At 44.9% G+C, this 21,312-nt stretch carries 23 protein-coding genes; all 23 read left to right on the top strand.

The window, feature by feature from the left end; translation table 11 throughout:
* Window positions 1-117: 117 nt before the first annotated feature.
* The 23 genes from AB685_RS06070 to AB685_RS05960 all read left to right on the top strand — a co-directional run bounded on the left by AB685_RS06070 (window position 118) and on the right by AB685_RS05960 (window position 21,262).
* On the top strand, window positions 118-1,641 hold the full coding sequence (locus AB685_RS06070) for an ABC transporter ATP-binding protein (protein ID WP_047969570.1): 1,524 nt from the start codon (window positions 118-120) through the stop codon (window positions 1,639-1,641).
* Window positions 1,638-2,726 carry an ABC transporter permease gene (locus tag AB685_RS06065; RefSeq protein ID WP_047969569.1) on the top strand — a complete coding sequence of 363 codons (1,089 nt, stop codon included), beginning with the start codon at window positions 1,638-1,640 and terminating at the stop codon, window positions 2,724-2,726. Before AB685_RS06070 ends, AB685_RS06065 begins: the two co-directional genes overlap by 4 nt.
* A 3-nt stretch (window positions 2,727-2,729) precedes the next feature.
* The gene (locus AB685_RS06060) at window positions 2,730-3,680 is read left to right on the top strand and encodes an ABC transporter permease (protein WP_047969568.1); all 951 of its coding nucleotides are present in this window, start codon (window positions 2,730-2,732) and stop codon (window positions 3,678-3,680) included.
* 636 nt (window positions 3,681-4,316) lie between these two features.
* Window positions 4,317-5,288, top strand: a complete 972-nt coding sequence (locus AB685_RS06055) for a sugar-binding transcriptional regulator (protein WP_047969567.1) — start codon at window positions 4,317-4,319, stop codon at window positions 5,286-5,288.
* Window positions 5,269-5,958, top strand: coding sequence for a phosphate propanoyltransferase (locus tag AB685_RS06050; RefSeq protein WP_047969566.1), 690 nt, complete (start codon window positions 5,269-5,271; stop codon window positions 5,956-5,958). Before AB685_RS06055 ends, AB685_RS06050 begins: the two co-directional genes overlap by 20 nt.
* Window positions 5,930-6,667: a hypothetical protein gene (locus AB685_RS06045; RefSeq protein WP_128755802.1), complete on the top strand. Its 738-nt coding sequence runs from the start codon at window positions 5,930-5,932 to the stop codon at window positions 6,665-6,667. Before AB685_RS06050 ends, AB685_RS06045 begins: the two co-directional genes overlap by 29 nt.
* An 86-nt stretch (window positions 6,668-6,753) precedes the next feature.
* On the top strand, window positions 6,754-7,053 hold the full coding sequence (locus tag AB685_RS06040; protein WP_047969564.1) for a EutN/CcmL family microcompartment protein: 300 nt from the start codon (window positions 6,754-6,756) through the stop codon (window positions 7,051-7,053).
* A gap of 2 nt (window positions 7,054-7,055) precedes the next feature.
* Window positions 7,056-8,486 (top strand): aldehyde dehydrogenase family protein, encoded by a 1,431-nt coding sequence (locus AB685_RS06035; RefSeq protein WP_047969563.1) that lies wholly within the window; start codon window positions 7,056-7,058, stop codon window positions 8,484-8,486.
* A 125-nt stretch (window positions 8,487-8,611) separates the two neighbouring features.
* On the top strand, window positions 8,612-8,890 hold the full coding sequence (locus tag AB685_RS06030) for a BMC domain-containing protein (RefSeq protein ID WP_029326563.1): 279 nt from the start codon (window positions 8,612-8,614) through the stop codon (window positions 8,888-8,890).
* A 10-nt stretch (window positions 8,891-8,900) separates the two neighbouring features.
* Entirely contained in the window at window positions 8,901-9,734 is an 834-nt protein-coding gene (tpiA, locus tag AB685_RS06025; protein WP_082153516.1) for a triose-phosphate isomerase, read from the top strand.
* Window positions 9,735-9,737: 3 nt separating this feature from the next.
* Window positions 9,738-10,193, top strand: a complete 456-nt coding sequence (locus tag AB685_RS06020) for an RpiB/LacA/LacB family sugar-phosphate isomerase (RefSeq protein WP_047969562.1) — start codon at window positions 9,738-9,740, stop codon at window positions 10,191-10,193.
* A 15-nt stretch (window positions 10,194-10,208) separates the two neighbouring features.
* Window positions 10,209-10,493 (top strand): EutN/CcmL family microcompartment protein, encoded by a 285-nt coding sequence (locus AB685_RS06015; RefSeq protein WP_047969561.1) that lies wholly within the window; start codon window positions 10,209-10,211, stop codon window positions 10,491-10,493.
* Entirely contained in the window at window positions 10,494-10,769 is a 276-nt protein-coding gene (locus AB685_RS06010) for a BMC domain-containing protein (protein ID WP_047969560.1), read from the top strand.
* The gene (locus AB685_RS06005; protein ID WP_047969559.1) at window positions 10,766-11,029 is read left to right on the top strand and encodes a EutN/CcmL family microcompartment protein; all 264 of its coding nucleotides are present in this window, start codon (window positions 10,766-10,768) and stop codon (window positions 11,027-11,029) included. Before AB685_RS06010 ends, AB685_RS06005 begins: the two co-directional genes overlap by 4 nt.
* Window positions 11,030-11,226: 197 nt before the next feature.
* On the top strand, window positions 11,227-11,874 hold the full coding sequence (gene deoC / locus AB685_RS06000; RefSeq protein ID WP_047969786.1) for a deoxyribose-phosphate aldolase: 648 nt from the start codon (window positions 11,227-11,229) through the stop codon (window positions 11,872-11,874).
* A 296-nt stretch (window positions 11,875-12,170) separates the two neighbouring features.
* Window positions 12,171-12,371 carry a helix-turn-helix transcriptional regulator gene (locus AB685_RS05995; protein WP_047969558.1) on the top strand — a complete coding sequence of 67 codons (201 nt, stop codon included), beginning with the start codon at window positions 12,171-12,173 and terminating at the stop codon, window positions 12,369-12,371.
* A gap of 178 nt (window positions 12,372-12,549) precedes the next feature.
* Window positions 12,550-13,410, top strand: a complete 861-nt coding sequence (locus AB685_RS05990; protein WP_047969557.1) for a MurR/RpiR family transcriptional regulator — start codon at window positions 12,550-12,552, stop codon at window positions 13,408-13,410.
* On the top strand, window positions 13,403-14,413 hold the full coding sequence (locus AB685_RS05985; protein WP_047969556.1) for a serine hydrolase domain-containing protein: 1,011 nt from the start codon (window positions 13,403-13,405) through the stop codon (window positions 14,411-14,413). Before AB685_RS05990 ends, AB685_RS05985 begins: the two co-directional genes overlap by 8 nt.
* A gap of 270 nt (window positions 14,414-14,683) precedes the next feature.
* Window positions 14,684-15,928, top strand: a complete 1,245-nt coding sequence (locus tag AB685_RS05980; protein WP_047969785.1) for a sugar ABC transporter substrate-binding protein — start codon at window positions 14,684-14,686, stop codon at window positions 15,926-15,928.
* Between the two features lie 190 nt (window positions 15,929-16,118).
* On the top strand, window positions 16,119-17,072 hold the full coding sequence (locus AB685_RS05975) for a sugar ABC transporter permease (protein ID WP_047969555.1): 954 nt from the start codon (window positions 16,119-16,121) through the stop codon (window positions 17,070-17,072).
* Between the two features lie 9 nt (window positions 17,073-17,081).
* Window positions 17,082-17,906: a carbohydrate ABC transporter permease gene (locus tag AB685_RS05970; RefSeq protein ID WP_047969784.1), complete on the top strand. Its 825-nt coding sequence runs from the start codon at window positions 17,082-17,084 to the stop codon at window positions 17,904-17,906.
* 32 nt (window positions 17,907-17,938) lie between these two features.
* Window positions 17,939-18,856, top strand: a complete 918-nt coding sequence (gene murQ / locus AB685_RS05965) for an N-acetylmuramic acid 6-phosphate etherase (protein WP_047969554.1) — start codon at window positions 17,939-17,941, stop codon at window positions 18,854-18,856.
* 363 nt (window positions 18,857-19,219) lie between these two features.
* Entirely contained in the window at window positions 19,220-21,262 is a 2,043-nt protein-coding gene (locus tag AB685_RS05960; RefSeq protein ID WP_047969553.1) for a catalase, read from the top strand.
* The last annotated feature ends 50 nt before the right edge of the window (window positions 21,263-21,312 follow it).

Below are 21,312 nucleotides of genomic sequence, written 5' to 3'. Positions count from 1 at the left end.
TGTATGTTTCAAATTAATAAAGAAAAAGGCGGGGAGTCCCGCCTTTTTTAATGCCTATGTAAGAGGTTAGTTGTCTGTCCTCTTGGGATAAAAAAACAAAAAAGGGAGAATCGCTCTATGGACTATGTAGTGGAGATGCTCAATATCCGGAAAGAGTTTACTGGAATAGTTGCCAATGATGATATTACACTTCGTCTAAAGCAAGGGGAAATTCACGCCCTTCTGGGGGAAAATGGTGCCGGGAAATCAACGTTGATGGCGATACTGTTCGGGATGTATCAACCGGATAGAGGATCTATAAAAATTAATGGCAAGGAAACGAAAATTGCCAATCCTAACGTCGCGACAAAGCTTGGAATCGGGATGGTACACCAACACTTCAAACTGGTCAGTAACTTTACGGTAACAGAAAATATTATGCTAGGTTCTGAGTTGCATAAGATGTATGTACTCGACAAAAAGACTGCCAGCAAAAGAATTGAGGATTTGTCTAAAAAGTATGGGTTGAACGTGGATCCCCATGCCAAAATTGAAGACATTTCCGTTGGGATGCAGCAGCGTGTGGAAATTCTGAAGATGCTCTATCGACAAGCTGACGTGCTGATTTTGGACGAGCCTACTGCAGTTCTTACTCCTCAGGAGATCATAGAACTTGGGAAAATCATGAAAAACCTGATTGCAGAAGGTAAATCGATTATCATCATCACCCATAAGCTGAAAGAGATCAAGGCGATGGCAGATCGTTGTACCGTTATCAGAAGAGGAAAGACAATTGGCACAGTAAACGTAGCAGAAACAAGTAAAGAACAAATGGCTGAAATGATGGTAGGCCGTGAAGTCAACTTCAAAGTCAGCAAAAAAGAAGCAACACCAGGTGAAGTCGTCCTGAAAATGGATAACGTGTCTGTGAAGAAGGGCAAGGATGTAATCGCCCTTAAGAATATGTCATTAGAACTGAAAAAAGGCGAGATCCTTGGAATCGCAGGAGTGGATGGAAACGGCCAATCCGAAATCGTGGAAAGCATTACAGGATTGAAGCAAGCTGACACCGGATCCATCCTTTTCGAAGGAAAAGATATTACCAAAATGCCAGTACGCTCTAGAATTGCAAGCGGAATTGCCCATATTCCAGAAGACCGTCATAAGCATGGACTTGTCCTTGATTATACGATTGAGGAGAACATGGTGCTTGAGCTGTATCATAAAGAGCCATATTCCAAGCGTGGCGTCCTTAATTTTCCCGCTATCAAAAAGCATGCAGAAAACATTATTAAAAGCTTTGATGTGCGTTCAGGAGAAGGTGGGAAATCGATTGCCCGTTCCCTATCAGGGGGAAATCAGCAAAAAGCAGTTATCGGAAGGGAAATTGAACTAGACCCAACGCTCTTGATCGCTGTTCAGCCAACTCGTGGCCTTGATGTTGGCTCGATTGAATACATCCATAAGAGACTTGTGGAACAAAGGGACAAAGGAAAGGCTGTTCTGCTTGTATCCTTGGAATTAGATGAAGTAATAAATGTTTCAGATCGCATTGCCGTTGTTAATAATGGCCAATTAGTCGGAATCGTGAATGCAAAAGAAACAAACGAAAACGAACTGGGCCTGATGATGGCTGGCGTGATGAAGGGGGAAGAAGAATGAGAAATGGCATAATCTCGTTGCTTGCTGTCCTTTTCGGTTTAATTGCAGGTGCGATATTGATGGCAGTCACAGGAAACAATCCTGTTGAAGGATATAAATACTTGTTTGAAGGCGGATTGAAGAATCTGTCCAGAATAGGAAATACGCTAGCTACAGCGACTCCACTGATCTTCACCGGATTATCGGTAGCTTTTGCATTCCGGACTGGATTATTTAATATCGGAGCTGCTGGCCAAATGCTTTTCGGAGGTTTTTGTGCCGTAGCAGTGGGCTTGACGTTTGATTTGTCCAGACCTCTATTATTGGTTTGTATGGTATTGGCTGGTTTTATCGGAGGAGCTCTTTGGGCGTTCGTCCCTGGTCTTTTAAAAGCTAAATTCAATGTTCACGAAGTAGTTTCCACCATCATGATGAACTGGATTGCTTACTGGACGGTCTATTACGCGGTGCCGGCTTACTTTAAAGGAGAGTTTTTAGAAACAGAATCTAAAAAGCTATCGGAATCTGCGTCTTTACGCACACCGATTTTAACGGACATGTTTGATGGCTCTTACATTAACTTAGGGTTATTTATTGCAGCAATAACCGTTATTATTTTCTCTTTTATTATTAATAAAACAACGCTTGGATACGAGTTGAAGGCAGTTGGTTTTAACCGTAATTCTGCTGAATATGCAGGAATTGCTGTAAACAGAAGTATCGTCACATCCATGGTCATTTCCGGCGGACTTGCTGGTCTTGGCGGGGTGGCATTTTATACAGGGAATGCGACAAGCATCCAGATCGGGATTTTGCCAACACAGGGATTTGACGGAATTGCTGTGGCGCTCCTTGGAGCAAACACGGGAATCGGGGTATTATTGGCGGCAATCTTCTTCGGTCTTCTTTATTCCGGCCGTGGATTCATGAATGCCATGACAGACATTCCACCTGAAATTGCTGATTCTATCATTGCGATCATTATCTACTTCGCTGCGACAAGTATCCTGATAGATAGAATGATTCGCTACTTCATCAATAAAAAGAAGAATAAAAAACAACCAGCAATCATTCAGAACACGACTGAGAAGAAGGAGGAGGTATAAGGTATGTGGACAACGATTCAGCAGATAGCTCCGTATGCAATTATCTTTACTATCCCTCTTTTGATCACAGCGCTGGGAGCATTATTCAGTGAACGAAGTGGTGTCGTTAACATCGGTTTGGAAGGGTTAATGGTCATCGGTGCTTTCACAGGTGCCCTTGTCATCCTGAAAATGCAGGCGATGATGCCCGGTCAGCAAAAAGCGATCTGGATTGGTCTTGCCCTGGCAACCTTGATGGGACTATTGTTCTCCCTCCTTCATGCCTTTGCAAGTATCAATCTTCACGCCAATCAGATTATCAGTGGTACAGCCATCAATATGATCGCTGCTGCCATCACGGTATTCTTGGCACGTAATATCACCGGAAGCGGTAACATACAAATTAGTACGTTAAAACCATTCAACATTCCGTTTCTATCGGATCTTCCTGTGATAGGTAGCTTATTTTTCACACGAACGTATGCAACTACTTGGTTAGTTCTAGCCATTTTGCTTCTTAGCGCGTTTTTACTTTACAAAACGCCATTTGGGCTGCGCTTGCGTTCTTGCGGGGAACATCCGCATGCTGCAGAGGCGGCCGGTATCAGCGTATATAAAATGCGGTATATCGGAGTCATGATCTCTGGAGCTTTCTCTGGACTTGGCGGAGCCGTATTTATCGTAACAACAGGTGGAGAATTCAATGGTACGGTTGCGGGTCTTGGTTTCTTGGCGCTTGCTTCCTTAATCTTCGGTCAATGGAAGCCTCTTGGCATCCTGGCAGCAACGCTATTCTTTGGCTTTGCGACTACCGTTGCGAACGTTTCCCAGGTTGTACCTTCCTTGGCCGTGATTCCGCCGGTATTTTTGAAGGTATTCCCTTATGTCGTTACATTAATCGCATTGATTATTTTCTCCAAATCCTCTCAGGCTCCAAAAGCAGTCGGAGAGCCATTTGATTCTGGAAAACGATAAGGATTATAATAGTTTTGGACACGACACGCTCTCTTGATGGGAGCGTGTTTTTCTGTGTAGAGGAATGGGACGACTGTCAGGGAGGCAGAGGTGTCGAATCTTGATGTCATTTGTTGATTGGCATGTATTGTAGTGAGTTTGGACAGTAAATGAGTCAGTTTGGCTTGTATTTTCAAAAGTTCGGACAGTATTTCCCTTAAACGGACAGTAAATGACTGACTTCGGAGAGTAAGTTGCGGTAGATGGGATTGGGAGAGGTTTCGATCGTCAGGGAAGCACTTTGTGATCAATTTATTTACTAGGATGATGAAAAACAGTCTACTTGCTTTTAATTTTTACTGTATTGCTCTTATATATGATCTGAAAACATCTACTCTAGAAATCTCCACACGAAGGAACCATTTAAACCCTCACTGAAAAAACGCTTACAAATCTGACTATTTTAAATAAAGTATATTGACAGAATTTTTGCTGGGTTTATAATAAAGTTAACATATGTTCAAAAGTATATTTACAAAAGTTTATTAAAGCGCTTACCACCATAGAAAAAACCTAGTTTTCTACAAAAATCATCATGTTTCTAAGCACTTTCGTACATTTTCGATGAACATAATTTGAAAATCGGGTGAAACGAGCATGCAAAATGAAAAAATAGCCCGTTTAGTAGAAGTGGCTAAAATGTATTATTTATTCAATTACAGCCAACAGGAGATCGCCAAAAAGCTTGGTGTATCTCGTCCGACCGTATCACGCCTATTGGATCAGGCGAAACAAGATGGAGTCGTACATATAAAAATCTGTGATCCAACAGAAGATGTGAATGGACTGGCTGCGCAACTCCAGGAAAGATTCAAACTGAAAGACTGCATCGTCACTTCCGTTCCTGCCTATGAAGATAGCCATATCAAAAATAAAATCGGGGAGGCGGCAGCCGAGTATTTATACGGCATCGTCAAAAATGGAGATACAATCGGTATTACCTGGGGAACGACTTTATATCAATTGTCCCTCCAGCTTAATCCCAAAAGTGTCCACGATGTGGAAATCGTGCAACTGAATGGCGGAGTAAGCTATTCAGAGCTCAATACCCACGCATCCGATATTATTAATGGACTGGCTGCAGCCTTTCATACAACGCCACATTTTCTTCCTGTTCCGGCAGTGGTCGATCACCCTGTCGTAAAGCAGGCGATTGTCGCGGATCGGCATATCAATAAAGTGCTCGATCTTGGGAGGAAAGCCAATATTGCCATCTATACGGTAGGAGAAGCTGGGGAGCAGTCGACCTTGATGCGGGCGGGGTACTTTCTGGACAGTGATGTGGAAACGTTGAAGAAGAATGAAACAGTGGCAGATATCTGCTCAAGGTTCATCGACATCAAAGGCCATATCAGCAACCAATCACTGAATGACCGCACCATTGGAATCGAACTTTCCCATCTGGCGGAAAAAGAGTACAGCATCCTTGTGGCAGGTGGAAACAAGAAAGTGGAAGGCATTTTGGGGGCACTAAACGCCCAATATGCCAATGTCCTGATTACAGATCAATATACAGCAAAGGCATTGTTGGAAATGGGGGAGAGAAAAAATGGATCGAGCGACTATTAAGGCGTTGGTGCAAGAGGTGGTTCAGAACACCCTGCAAACATCAAAGACACAGGTCCCGATTGCCGTATCCAACCGGCATATCCATCTGTCTCCCGAGCATGTAGAACGGCTCTTTGGTAGGGGGTATGAACTGAAAAAGCAAAAGGACCTCTCACAACCTAACCAGTTTGCTGCCAAGGAAACCGTTACACTAATAGGTCCAAAAGGAAGAATTCAGAATGTACGGGTACTTGGCCCTGCAAGGGGGAAAACCCAAGTCGAAGTTTCCTTGTTTGACGGATTTACTCTCGGGGTGACACCGCCAATCCGCCAATCAGGAGATCTTGCAGGATCGGAATCCATCACCATCATGGGACCAAGAGGACAAATTAAAGTAGAAGAAGGATTGATTTGCGCTTCCCGGCATATCCATATGCATCCGGATGACGGAGATAATTTTGGCGTGAAGGACGGAGACATGGTAGACATTAAAGTAGATGGTCCTCGTGGCGTCACCTACTCCAACGTCCTTATCAGGGTCTCCCCGAAATATAAGCTGGAGATGCATATCGATCTCGATGAGGCCAATGCAGCCAACATAAAAAATGGGCAGCTTGGAGAAATCACCGCAATCAAATGTTCTCCGGAAAGGGAGGGAGGTTGTGGCTGTGGATGTAAAGGAAACGGTTAGAGAGCTGGTCAAGCGGGCTGTCGAAGCGTACATGGCTGAACAAGGCAATCTCTCCTCAAAGGAAAAAACGAAGCCATCCATTACCGTTCTTTTAAGCTATCCATCTTCCGATCCAAAAGGTGTTTTGAAAGCGGTTTCGGATATTAAAGCTTCTTTTCAGGTGACATTGGTAACTTCAAGGGATTGGGTGGAGATGCTCAAGGATACAGAAGGTGTGATTCCGCTTGAGAGTACCGATTATGAGGAAGTGCAGGCACTTTGGACATCAACAGACCTGCTTATCCTCCCGGTTGCTTCCTTCCAGCTCGTATCGAAGCTTGCATTAATGGTGGATGACGATCGGGCCGCACAAACAGCCATCCAGTTTCAGCTGTTAGGCAAGCCGATTGTCATTGCCAACAACGAAGTGGAGCTTGGGGTGTATCAACAAATTCTGGCACCACATTCCGTGCAGGAAAAATTACAAGGATATTTACGTACCACACAAAAAGACCAGGTTAAATGGGTACCCTTGAATCAGCTTTTACATACAGCAAAAGAACAGCATCAGCTGTACCAGGAAAAGCAACCACTTATACTGGCAAAGCACATTGAACATGCATCCAGGGAAAATGTAAAAGCCATTACGGTCCCGAAAGATAGCAAAATTACACCAGTTGCCAAAGACATGGCCAGAGAGTTAAAGATTCATATTCAAAAAGAAACATAAGGCTGACAGGGACAGTGGATTGGAGCGGCCAAACTTAACAAAGAACAGCCCAAAGTAAGCGGCTCCTAGAAAGGAGGCAACGAAGCATGATTATTGCAAAAGTGACAGGCTCCATCGTCGCAACCACAAAAGCGGAAAAGCTCAAGGGCAAAAAGCTGCTGATCGTCACACCGCTTGATATGAAAACCATCGAAGAGGATGGAAAGCCCCTTGTTGCCATTGATACTGTCGGATCTGGCGTAGGAGAAGTCGTGTTAATCGTAAGTGGAAGCTCCGCCAGACAGACGGAAATTACAAACGGGGTACCCGTCGACGCAGCCATCGTAGGCATCGTGGATCAGATTGAACTGAATGGATCCCAGACCTTTTCAAAAGGAGGTAATTAATCGTGCAAATCAAGGAAAGCGACATAAAGGAAATGGTTGCCCAAGTGCTTGCCAAGCTTGGTGATGAAAGCAATTCTTCATCATCCTCTAAACAGGGAAGCAGTGAGGTTCCACTTGGAAATGGCGTGTTCCGCACCGTCGATGAAGCGGCAGATGCTGCGACAGAAGCGTGGGACAAGCTGAGAGCGACCTCGCTTGAAACACGAAAGAGAATGATAGAGAAAATGCGTGAAGTGAGTCGTGATCATGCTCATGCACTAGCAGAACTCGCGGTAAAGGAAACAGGACTTGGACGAGTGGAGGACAAAGTGGCAAAGAATTTATTGGCTGCCAATAAAACTCCAGGGGTAGAGGACATTGTTGCCACCACCTACTCAGGTGACGGGGGTCTGACCCTTGTGGAATACTCAGCTATGGGCGTGTATGGTGCCATTACTCCATCCACCAACCCAGCGGCGACCATAATCAACAACTCTATTTCTCTAGTAGCAGCAGGTAACGCGGTTGTTTTCAACCCGCACCCAAGTGCCAAGCAAGTATCTATCAAAGCGATGCAGCTGTTGAACGAGGCGATTGTGGCAGCAGGGGGACCTGCTAACACACTCACTTCTGTTGCAAGTCCCAAAATTGAGACATCCAACGAAGTGATGAGGCATCCGAAAGTTAGAGCGCTTGTCGTAACCGGCGGTGGCGTGGTGGTCCAGGCCGCAATGAGTTCAGGAAAAAAAGTGATCGCAGCAGGACCCGGGAATCCCCCGGTTGTCGTGGATGAAACAGCGGTCATCTCCAAGGCGGCCAAGGACATCGTAACCGGCGCAAGCTTTGATAACAATGTATTGTGTACAGCGGAAAAAGAAGTCTTTGTCGTCGAAAAAGTGGCAAACTCCCTGAAAAGTGAGATGACCAAAAACGGCGCCATCGAACTGAAAGGATACCAGCTGGAAAAGCTTCTCGGGAAAATATTAGTCAAAAAAGGCGAAAAATACTATCCGAACCGAGATTATATCGGAAAGAATGCATCCGTTCTGCTCGAAGCGGCAGGTATCAGGGCAGACGCCAATGTAAGGCTGATCATTGCCGAAACAAAGGAAGACCACCCACTGGTCAACACGGAAATGCTGATGCCGATTCTGCCTATCGTAAGAGTGGCAGATGTCGATAAGGGAATCGCCTTGGCGGTCAAAGCCGAAAAAGGCAATCGACATACTGCCATCATGCATTCTCAGAATGTCACCAACCTGACAAAGATGGCAAAAGAAATTCAAGCGACTATCTTTGTGAAAAACGGTCCATCTGTTGCTGGCCTCGGCTATCAGAGCGAAGGGTTTACCACCTTAACCATCGCAGGTCCAACGGGAGAAGGGCTGACGTCAGCCAAAACTTTCACCCGTCAAAGACGCTGCGTGTTGGTAGACGGCTTCAGAATTATTTAAGAGGGGGATGAAGTATGGCAGAACTGAATGAGCTACCTCAAGAGGGGCAGCCTGTGGAACCACCTAAAAAAACGAAAAAGCAATCCAAATCCAAAACTATTAAACAACCATTAGGAGGAATTCAAATGAGTCAAGAAGCATTAGGAATGATCGAAACAAAAGGTCTAATCGGGGCAATTGAAGCAGCGGACGCAATGGTAAAGGCTGCAAACGTAACACTTGTAGGAAAAGAATTTGTTGGTGGCGGTCTTGTAGCAGTAATGGTACGCGGTGATGTAGGAGCTGTTAAAGCGGCAACTGAAGCTGGAGCAGATGCAGCCGGAAGAGTTGGAAACCTGGTATCTGTACACGTGATTCCACGTCCAAACTCAGAAGTTAACGGAATTTTACCGGCAGCGAAATAGGTAGATAAGGATGGATCAATCCATAAAAGCCTATATAAAACAACTTGTCCAGGAGGCTTTACAGCAATTCGCAGGACCATTGAACAGCTTGCCATCCGGCAGGAAGCAATACGTCATCGCCAATTGGAAGATGAACAAAAACATCCAAGAAACGATGGAGTTTTTACAGCAGATAAATGAAGACAATGGGGTGGAAGTGGTGGTTTGTCCGCCATCCCCACTCCTCTATCCCGCTAAGCTTTATGTTCAGGGACAGAACAAAGGGATTCAAATTGGTGCGCAAAACGTCCACCAGGAAGAAAAAGGCGCCTACACAGGGGAAACGGCTGCGAGTCTTTTAAAAGACATCGGCTGCTCCTATTGCATCATCGGCCACTCTGAAAGAAGGCAATATGTAAAAGAAGATGATGCGCTTATCAACCTGAAGGCTAAACAGGCATTAAAAAAGGGTCTGACCCCTATCATCTGTATTGGGGAAACGCTGGAACAAAAGCAGCTGAATCAGACAGAAAAAGTGTTAACCACCCAAATACTTGGAGCCTTGGACGGAATCGATGCATCGGAAGTGGTGTTTGCCTACGAGCCGGTTTGGGCGATTGGAACCGGGGAATCCGCAACAGCGGAAGAAGCGCAGCGCATCCACGCATACAGCCGGGCCGTTCTCGCTCATCTCGATGAACAAAACGCAGAGAAGGTCAGCATTTTATACGGTGGATCTGTCAATGAAAACAATGCAATAGAATTCTCGTCGATGCCGGATATCGATGGAGTCCTTGTCGGTGGCGCCAGCTTACAGGTGGATTCTTTTCAGAAAATAATCGCTGTATTTGCCAAAGGAGCGTAGAAAATGAAAAAAGTTGCAATCGGTAGCGACCATGGTGGATACGAGCTGAAAGAAGCGTTAAAAGGCTATTTGACGGAACTTGGATACGAATACCTCGATTTCGGCTGCAAGGCCAAAGAAGCAGTGGATTACCCGGATATCGCATTCCTCGTTGGAGAGTGTGTAGCGACCAATCCAGATTACGTTGGCATCATGATTGATGGAGTCGGCGTCGGGAGTGGCATGGTATTGAACAAGATACCAGGTGTCCGAGGAGCTGTATGCTGGGACTTGTCTTCTGTCATTAACAGCCGTGAACACAATAACGCCAATGTCTTATCCATCGGTGGCCAGTTTATCGGGGAAGGCCTTGCCAAGCAATTGGTGAAGAAATGGCTGGAAACTGAATTTGCAGGCGGCCGCCACGACCGTCGCGTTACAAAAGTAATGGAGATTGAAAGTCGTTTTATTAAACGCTGAAAGCAGGTTTAAAACATGTTTGTAGCAAAAGTGATTGGAAATATGATCTGTACACATAAAGACGAAAACCTAAAAGGGTTGAAGCTGTTAATCGTCCAACCAGTAGATGGTCAGTTGCAGGATAAAGGAAAACCACTTGTTGCTATTGACACAATCGGTCAATCGGGAGAAGGGGACCTTGTTTATCTTGCAAAAAGCCGGGAATCCTCTCTGCCATTGAACAAAGACCTCGTCCCATCAGACGCAGGAATTCTTGGAATTATCGACTATTACAACGTAAAACGAATGGAGGAAATATAAATGAGCAACGCATTAGGTATGATTGAAACAAAAGGTCTAGTAGGTGCAATCGAAGCGGCAGATGCAATGATGAAGGCTGCAAACGTTTCTCTTGTAGGAAAAGTACAAGTTGGTGGCGGATTGGTAGCTGTCCTGGTACGCGGTGATGTAGGAGCTGTAAAGGCAGCAACAGAAGCTGGAGCGGATGCAGCTCAACGTGTAGGCGAATTCCTATCTGTGCATGTGATCCCAAGACCACATTCCGATATCGAAAAAATTCTACCTACCACTCTATGAAACTAGCAAAAGTCGTTGGAAATGTCGTTTCGACGATTAAAACACCAAGTCATCAAAACAAAAAGCTCATGGTTGTCATTCCTGTAGATGCAAGCGGAAAAGAGTGTGGCGACGCTATGATTGCATTCGACCGCTTTCACGCAGGAGCCGGGGACTATGTACTGATACTCGAAGAAGGTGGAGCGGCAAGAGATATTTTAGAAGACCCAAAAGGCTCTTTTGATGCAGTTATTGCCGGAATTGTCGACCGATTAAACTAACAGCTAATTAATGCGAGGTGAACACAATGCAAATGGAAGCATTGGTGGAACAAATTACGAATCAAATTATGGAACAACTGACAAATAAACAACAGCTGGCAGAAGGGAAACCTGCAGCCTCAAATACGACAAGTTCAAACGGGAACAGCTATGCAAACGCAGCTTCCAACCTAATTACAGGCCCGTCCGTCGCAAGAATGATCGACCATACATTATTAAAGCCAGAAAGCACGAAAGAGCAGGTTGTAAAGCTTTGTGAGGAAGCGAAAGAATACAACTTCGCAACAGTATGTGTCAATCCTTACTGGGTTTCCACAGCTGCACAAGAATTGAAAGGCTCCAATGTCGGGATTACAACGGTTGTCGGCTTTCCACTTGGTGCTACAAACAGTTTTGTAAAAGTTTCCGAGACACGCGATGCGATTGCAAGTGGTGCAACGGAAATTGACATGGTAATGAACATCGGAGCCCTAAAATCCGGTGACTTTGAAACGGTGAAAAAAGACATTGAAGCGGTCGTGCTTGCTGCAAAAGGTTATGCACCGGTAAAAGTCATTATTGAAACAGGTCTTTTGGAAACGGAAGAAAAGAAAAAGGCTTGTATTCTGGCAAAAATGGCCGGAGCGGATTTTGTTAAGACTTCTACAGGCTTCGGACCAGGCTGTGCAACAGCAGAGGACATCAAACTCATGCGCGAAGCAGTTGGACCAGATTTAGGCGTCAAGGCTTCTGCATGTGTTCGTGACCTGGATACAGCAAGAAAGCTAGTTCAAGCAGGCGCAACAAGAATCGGCGCAAGCTCCGGAATCGCCATTGTAACAGGCGGTAAAGGGACTGGATACTAAAACTTTCACAGAACAGGATGCTATAAGGATAACTCCTTGGCATCCTGTTGTTTTTAAAAGTTAAAAGTAATCTAGCTGGTGATTGGAGCACATGGCGAAGACTCCTACGGGAGGTAGCGCTTAGAGGAGACCCCGCAGGCTTGCCGAGGAGGCTCCGCAAGCGCCCCGTGGAAAGCGAAGCCAAGTGCGGAAATCACCAGCGGTGTATAACAATTAATGTTGAAAAATTCTAAAAATTTTAATATAATTAATTGCAAGCGTTTTCATTCATAATGTAAATCTAGAGGGGGATTAAGGTGAAACATATCGGAAATCAACTAAAGAATGCCAGAACAAGACAAGAGATAGAAATTGATCAACTTGCCATGCTGACGGGGCTGCCGTCAGATACCATTGCTGCGATTGAAGCGGGGACGGTAGATGTGCAAGTATCCACCTTACATAAACTCTCAGAAGCGTTAAGATGCTCATTCGCTGTTGGAGATATGTCCATATAATAACTTCCTAAGGAACCGGGAAAACTCCGGTTCCTTTTCTATTTTAGGTTTTTCCTCAGCATCCCCCTATCTATAGACAAAAAGCCCCGTGAAACAAAACTACAAAATAATGATTGATTTATGAAACTTTATTTTATAGAATGAAAAGTAAGAAATATCTGAAAAAGAGGAAACCTTTATGAATAGAGAATTGATTTTTATCCAGGAAAGCCTGCATACTTTCAAGCCATCGGAACGGAAAGTAGCGGAATTCATATTGGAAAAACCGGCTGAAGTGGTGAATATCTCCATTCAAAAGCTGGCTGAGAGTACCCAGGTCAGTGAAGCGACCATCATTCGCCTTTCCCGCTCGCTTCAATGCCGGGGATTCAAAGAGCTCAAATTGAAAATTGCCTATGACTTAGCAAAAGCAAAAGCAGAAAAGAATCTGGAAGGCTATGAGGATATTCCAAGGGATGACTCGGTTTCCTCGATGATTCGCTCTGTTTCACACAATAACATTCAGGCGATTCACAACACAATGGATGTATTAGATGAATCCGAGCTGGAAAAAGCCATTGAGCTGATTTCAAAAGCCAGAATTGTTGCGGTATATGGGATTGGGGCATCAGGGCTTATTGCGATGGACTTCAAGCAAAAACTCACACGCATCAATAGATGGTGTGAAGCGGCATATGACAAGGACACCCAGGTAACCATCGCGGCAAATTTATCAGAAGCGGATGTGGCATTTGGCATTTCTTATAGCGGCCAGACAAAAGATATCATCGAATCGCTGAAGGTGGCAAAAGAAAATGGAGCATCTGTCATTACCCTCACAAGATCGGGGGAGAATCCGACTTCGGCCCTGGCAGATGTGAAATTGAACACCACAAGCTTAGAGAGAAATGTCCGGAGCGGCGCAACGAGCTCCCGGATTGCTCAGCTGAATGTCATCGATATTTTATTTTTCGGTGTGATGAAGCTGGATCAGAACCGGAATATCAAGGCATTGGATAAAACGCGTAAGGCAGTGGAGGCGTCCAAGCAGAATGTATAAAAAATATATAGATAGTTTGATAGAAAACAAGGAACTGCCAGGTGCAGTCCTTTATGTGAGCAGGAAGAAGCAACCTTTGTGCTACAAGGCCGTCGGTAGTTTCACTGGTGCAGATGAGCAGAATTATCCAGTAACGGAAAAGACATTGTTTGATATTGCTTCCCTGACCAAGGTGGTGGCAACATTGCCAGCGAGTCTACTGTTAATGGCACGAGAGGAATTGCACCTCGAAAAAGAAGTGCAACACTACCTGCCTGATTTCAAGCATGCCGAAGTGAAAGTGGAGGATCTGCTGACACATCGCTCTGGACTGCCACCGGACCTTCCATTTGTGCCAAGAGATGGGCAAAGGGATGTGATGGCAGTCATCTATCAAACGGAGCTTCAGCAAGCTCCAGGAAAGGTGGTTGCGTATAGTGACCTGGGGATGATCCTTTTAGGTAAAATTATTGAAAAAATTGCCGGACAATCACTGGATCACTTTACGAGAGAACACATTTTTACACCATGGGGATTACATAATACAAGCTACAATATTAAACCAGAATTGAGAGCGCTCGCTGCATCGACGGAAAAGGTTGGCTCTTGCTTCGTGCAAGGGGAAGTGCATGATGAAAAGGCCTTCCATCTGGGAGGAGTGAGTGGCAGTGCCGGATTATTTTCCACAGCCGAAGATGTCGGCAGGTTTGCCACACACTTTCTGTATCCGGAAGAACAGGATGTCATTCCACCAGACCTGATGAGAATGGCCACTCACCATAAGCAATCAAACCGGGGACTCGGTTTTGAAGTGTGGAACGGAGAAGGGGACCCGCTTTCTTGTGGAGGTAGTTGGCCAATTAGATCTTTCGGTCATACAGGCTTCACTGGTACCAGCGTCTGGGTGGAACCGCAGAAGGAACTTGTAGTGGTATTCCTGACCAATGCGGTCCATTACGGAAGGGCCACCAACATAAGAACCATCAGAAAAACATTACACACGATGATATACTCCTCCATCTAGGAGGAGATTTCATAAATAGTTTAGGCTCTTTTATTGCATGCCGTTGGTTTGAAGTCATTCTAGCTGGTGATTGGAGCGATAGTCGAAGACTCCTGCGGGAGGTAGAGCTTGGTGGAGACCCCGCAGGCTTGCCGAGGAGGCTCCAGCAGGTCCCCGCGGAAAGCGAAGGCTGGCGCGGAAATCAACAGCGGTGTACGAACAGAGCCATATTTTAAAAAACAAGGGGGATTCACAGTGAAGGGTATAGGGAGAGTTTGTTTATTAGGCTTAATGGCACTAATGCTAGTCGTTTCATCAGCATGTTCCAACGAATCTGGAGGATCAAACAGCGACAATAATAATGACGAAGACAGCGTCACATTGACCATCGGTAGCTGGAGAACAGAGGATGGACCAAACTATAAAAAAGTGATTGAGGCATTCAACGAAAAGCACCCAGAAATCAAAGTGGAATTCAAACCATCCAAAAACACGGAGTATAACACGATTCTAAACACGTCCCTGCAAGCAGGAGAGGGCCCGGACATCATTCACCTTCGTCCATATGCACCAGGTCTTGAATTAGCCAAAGCAGGCTATGTGGAGCCGATTGATGGCTTAAACGGGTTGGATACGTTCCCAGATGAAACCTTGCAGGCATCAAGAGGGGAAGATGGCACACAATATGGCGTTCCTTTGAACTTAAGTACAACACAAGTATTTTATAATAAAGCTATTTTCAAAGAGCATGGTCTAGAAGAGCCGAAAACTTGGGATGAGTTTATGGCAATCAATGACAAGCTGAAAGAAGAAGGGGTTACACCACTTGCATTCGGAACAAAAGAAGGCTGGTTGTTATCTCTAGCTCACGGTATTTTCGGTCCTGCACACTGGGGTGGAAATGAATTCGTAGAGAAAATCTCTAAAGGTGACACTGATTTTACAAGCCCTGAGTTTGTGAAATCCATTCAAGTAATGGAAGATCTTAAAGAATACTTCCCTAACAACTCGGAAGGGCTTGGCATGGAAGATATTCGTACTCTATTCTTTACAGGACAGGCAGCAATGTTCCCTCTAGGAAGCTGGGAGATTGAAGTATTACGTGACATGAACCCTGATCTGGAGCTTGGTTTCTTCCCGATGCCATCAGCAGTTGGTGGAGAGCCTACGCTTACAACTTGGGTGGATGGATCCTTTGGTATCAACGCTAACTCCAAGCATAAAGAAGAAGCGAAGAAATTCCTAGAGTTCTTAACAACAGAGGAATTCGGCGAAATGTTCACAACAAACTTCAAGATGATTAGTGCGATCCCAGGCGTTCAATCCGACAATGAGTTGGTAAACGATCTTAGCGCAGCGGTAACTGACTACTCTACACCATATATGATGCTTGTTTACTTTGCTGGCGGTAACCCATCCTCCAAAGTAACCATCGAAACAGAGCTGCAAGGTATGTATATCGGCGAACAAGACGTAGACGGCGTCGTCAAAACATTGCAAGAAAACACAGAGGCTTGGTTTGAGCCGTTTCAATAAGTATTGCTAATTTTCAAGCTGTTGATTGGAGCCCAGGGCGAAGACTCCGGCGGGAGGTAGCGCGTAGTGGAGACCCCGCAGGCTTGCCGAGGAGGCTCGACAGGCGCCCCGCGGAAAGCGAAGCCCAGGGCGGAAATCAACAGCGGTGTTCAAGCAAAACAGCACAATAATAAGTAAGGTGGCGGAGAATATGCAAATCGAAACCAATACAACCATTGTCAAACAAAAGAAAACGAGAAACTGGAAAAGATGGGCTATCCATCTTTTCCCTATTCCCGCCCTGCTTATCTTCAGTATTTTTATCGTCTATCCTTTAGTTGCTGCCATATCCTATAGTTTTTACGATTGGAACGGCATTACTAGAGGGGCATTTGTAGGGTTGGCAAATTTCATCGACCTGTTCACACTGCAGCCATTCAGCAGTATGTTCTGGAATGCAGCCAAGAATAATGTATTGTATTTCGTCGTGCAGATGATCGTTCAAAATGGGATTGCATTTATCTTGGCTTTTATTATCTACAAGAAGATTAAAGGGGCGGAATTCTTTAAGATTGCCTATTTTTTACCGAGATTATTGTCAGTCATTGTCGTTGGTTTCCTGTGGAAGCTAATCTTGAATCCGAACTTTGGTGCACTGAATGTCATTTTTGGTGAACTTGGCATGGAATCTTTACAGAAAGCGTGGCTTGGTGACCCTAAAACAGCACTTATGGCAATTATTTTGGTCAATTGTTGGTTTGGCATCGGATTTGCGATGTTAATTTTCCTGGCTGGGCTTCAATCCATTCCAAAAGAGCTGATTGAAGCGGCAAAGTTGGATGGAGCTAATGGTACGAAGGTCATTACCAAAATCATTCTTCCTTTAATGGTTCCATCCATCATGATTATGACGGTTTTAACATTCATTCAATCATTTGAGGCATTTGAACTCGTATATGCCATGCAGGGATCACAAGGGGAGCCCTATTACTCCACAGACTTGCTGGCAGTATTCTTTTACCGTCTAGCATTCGGTGGTTCAGCAGCTGGCAGTTCAACTGCAGTAGGCTTAGGTTCCGCGCTTGCCGTGGTACTGTTCTTATTTATTGCAACATGTACAGCTCTATTGCTTAAATTCATGCAGAAAAAACAAGTGGAAATGTAGGTGAAAAAGGTGAAACAGACATTATGGACGAGACCAATTTACTATATCATTGCCTTTGCATTCGCCACCATCAGCTTGTATCCGATTGTGTTAATGGTTCTTTCATCCTTTAAGCCAAGTGCTGAGATATTCATGAACCCTCTTTCCTTTCCGAAGAGTTTCAGCCTCGATACCTACAGAAGGCTGTTGGAGGAAGTGCCTTTTGGTACATACTTTTTCAATAGTGTTTTTGTAAGTGTCGTTTCAGTTCTTCTTATATTGATTACCACCTCGTTAGCTGCATTTTATATTGCTAGATATACGTTTTGGTGGAATAATATCTTATTCTTCTTTTTCTTGATGGGAATGATGATTCCTATTAAATTGGGGATTGTACCTTTATTCATCCTGATGAAAGATTTTGGTTTGTTAAATTCCCTATGGTCTCTTATTTTTATGTACACAGCTGGGGGAATTCCACTATCCATCTTGATATTGACCGGTTTCTTCCGGACGATGCCGGTGGAGTTAGAGGAAGCAGCAAGAATGGATGGTGCGAGTGATCTTAGGATCCTGTGGAGCGTGTTGATACCTTTGATACGACCGGCATTAGGGACTGTAATGATTATTAACTTCATCTCCTCATGGAATGATTTCTTCTTCCCGTTAATATTTATAACCGATGAAATGAAAAAGACAATCCCTGTGGGTATGCTTTCATTATTTGGGGAATATTCCGCGGATTGGGGGACGCTTTTTGCCGGATTGACCTTATCCTCCCTTCCTATGATCATCTTATTCTTTATCGCATCTAAACAATTTATGGATGGCCTGACAGCCGGGGCCGTGAAATAAAGTGTCTGCTTTAACCGGATTGGAGGAACGTAATGAATGATTTTGATATTAACCCTATACATTTAACAGAAATGAAAAATCTTCACTCGGAAAATCTTCATGATTTTTCGACCATGGAAATTATTAAAGTGATGAATCAAGAGGATAAAACGGTAGCCAATGTCGTAGAACAAGCGCTGCCACAAATAGGGAAGGCCATTGATGCCATCACAAAAGTACTCGAGTCAGGTGGCAGACTCTATTATATCGGAGCAGGGACGAGCGGCCGTCTTGGGGTACTGGACGCGTCTGAGTGCCCTCCTACCTTTGGTGTACCTGGAACACTGGTCAACGGAATAATTGCAGGCGGGGAGCAAGCCATTCGCTTTCCAATTGAAAACGCAGAAGATGACGAAGAGGCAGGAGCGGACGAGGTGGCCTCCCTCCTGACAAAGCATGATGTGCTTGTGGGGATTGCTTCTAGCGGGAGAACACCATACGTACTTGGCGCTATAAAAAAGGCCAATGAGTTTGGCATTCCGACAGTGGGTATTTCTTGTAATGAAGGTTCTGTGTTGTGCTCCTTATCTGAGTATCCGATCGATCTTCCTGTAGGGCCAGAGGTAGTGACAGGATCGACTAGGCTAAAGGCGGGTACCGCTCAGAAGATGGTTCTGAATATGATTACTACAGCGACCATGATCAAGCTTGGTAAGGTCTACAATAATTTAATGGTCAATGTGCAGGCAACGAATGAAAAGTTGAGAAAGCGGTCCATCTCCATCATCCAGGACATTACTGGTACGGATGAAGCGACAGCAAAAGAGATGAACATCAAGGCAAATGGGGACACGAGAGTGGCGATTCTGATGATTCTGTATGGATTGGATGTCCAGGAAGCACAGAACGCTATTCGTGAGAACCATGACCACTTTCCGAGGGCGATCAACGCACTTGAGAAGAGAAAATAGGTGAAAGGCATGCATTCCGAGTGGGGGATGTGTGCCTTTTGTTAATTCAGAGGATCTTTGGAGGGATTTTACCTGTCGACTTTTGATACTTGCTATATTTTTTGAGCCAACTTTTGATTTTATAATCCAAGTTTTGATTTTATAAGCCATTTGAAGTGATATAAATGCCATTCGACACAAAATCACAAAAAGTGACATCCCCCATCCCTACGCCCTCACCACCCTTCCCCCATGATAAGGTATGTCTGCCCTGTCCAACTTTTCTTAACTTTTCCAATTATCCAGTTTGCTCCTCTTTTTTATAGGGTACGGAAAAAAGGTATGTCTTTTTTACATATCTAATTTAAGGAGTGGAGCGGCTAAGTGAGTAAAAAAGTGAACGAGCAGAGCAAACATGACCAATTAGATCAGTATCGGGTGGATGATGAAGGAAAGAAGATGACCACCAATCAGGGACTCAAGGTTTCAGAGGACGAGTTTTCCTTAAAGGCAGGCGAACGCGGACCGACCCTAATGGAGGACTTCCACTTTAGAGAAAAGATGACACACTTCGACCATGAGCGCATCCCGGAAAGAATTGTCCATGCACGGGGATTTGCGGCACATGGTGAGTTTGAATTATATGAATCGATGGAGAAATATACTAAAGCTAAATTCCTGCAGGATCCTTCCGTGAAAACCCCTGTATTTGTACGTTTTTCAACAGTTGCGGGCTCAAGGGGATCTGCGGAAACGGTTCGAGATGCACGAGGCTTTGCAACAAAATTTTATACGGAAGAAGGGAACTACGACCTTGTGGGAAACAATATTCCTGTATTTTTCATCCAAGATGCGATGAAGTTTCCCGACCTTGTCCATGCATTAAAGCCTGAACCGCACAACGAAATGCCACAAGCGGCTTCTGCCCATGATACATTCTGGGACTTTGTAGCCAACAACCAGGAAGCGGCTCATATGGTGATGTGGGCGATGTCAGACCGCGCCATTCCGAGAAGTCTGCGCATGATGGAAGGCTTTGGTGTGCATACGTTCCGATTTGTTAACGCAGAAGGGAAAGCCCATTTTGTAAAATTCCATTGGAAGCCGGTGCTAGGGACTCATTCCCTTGTTTGGGACGAAGCACAGAAAATCAACGGGAAAGACCCTGATTTTCATCGTCGCGACCTTTGGGAGTCCATTGAAAACGGGGACTACCCGGAGTACGAGTTCGGTGTCCAGCTATTAGCAGAAGAGGATGAGTTCAAATTCGACTTTGATATTCTCGATCCGACAAAGATTTGGCCGGAAGAAGATGTTCCAGTAAAACTCATTGGAAAACTGACCTTGAACCGCAATGTCGACAATGTATTTGCCGAAACAGAACAGGTAGCCTTCCATCCTGGCCATGTAGTACCCGGCATTGATTTTTCCAACGACCCATTATTGCAGGGACGTCTGTTTTCCTATACAGATACACAGCTTATCCGCTTAGGCGGTCCCAACTTCCACGAGCTGCCAATCAACAGACCGGTATGCCCGTTCCATAATAACCAAAGGGATGGATATGGACGTCAAACCATTAATAAAGGTCCGGTAAGCTACCATAAAAATTCTTTAGCTTCCAATACCCCTAGACCAGCTAGTGAAGAAGAAGGAGGCTATGTTCACTATCAGGAGAAAGTGGAAGGAAGGAAAGTGAGAACGAGAAGTGACAGTTTCAAGGACCATTTCTCACAAGCGACCTTGTTCTGGAACAGCATGAGTAAGCCGGAGAAAGAACATATCAAAGAGGCGTTCAGCTTCGAACTTGGAAAAGTGAAGAGTGATGACGTGAGACAGCAGGTGGTCGACATGTTTGCCAATGTAAGCATGGAGCTTGCTGAAACGGTGGCAGAGGCGATTGATGCAACTCCACCAAAAGGTGCAGGATCCACTGTCACCAAATCATCACCAGCACTAAGTCAGGAAAATACCGTGAAGAAGCCTGCCACTAGAAAAGTGGGGGTTATCATTTCTAATGACTTCCACGGCAAGGAAGTAGCATCTGTCGTGGAATCCTTGAAAGCGGAGGGAATGCAACCTGAGCTTATCAGCAGTAAGCTTGGTACGGTGACAGGTACCGGTGGCGTCGAGCTTGAGGTGGACCATACGTTCCTGACTTGTGATTCCGTTCTGTTTGATGCGCTTTATGCAGTCGGCGGTAAGGATCTAGACAAGAAATTCCACCGTGAAACTACTTATTTCCTTGAGGAAGCCTATGATCACTTCAAGCCGATCGGGGCTACACATGAAGGGAAACAATGGTTGGAGAAACTGGAGATTTCGAATGCTCCAGGTGTGGTTAGTGGAGACGAACCAGATCAATTTGTGAAGAGCTTTGTTGAAGCGATTTCTGCACATAGACATTGGAACAGGGAAGAAATTTAAAGTTCTGAGTTTAAGGAAAAATAGCATTCATTTTGAACAGAAACAGTCCA

Source organism: Bacillus sp. LL01 (genome assembly GCF_001037965.1).
The sequence above is the reverse complement of the archived record's forward strand: the minus strand, read 5'-3'. Positions and strand labels throughout refer to the sequence as shown.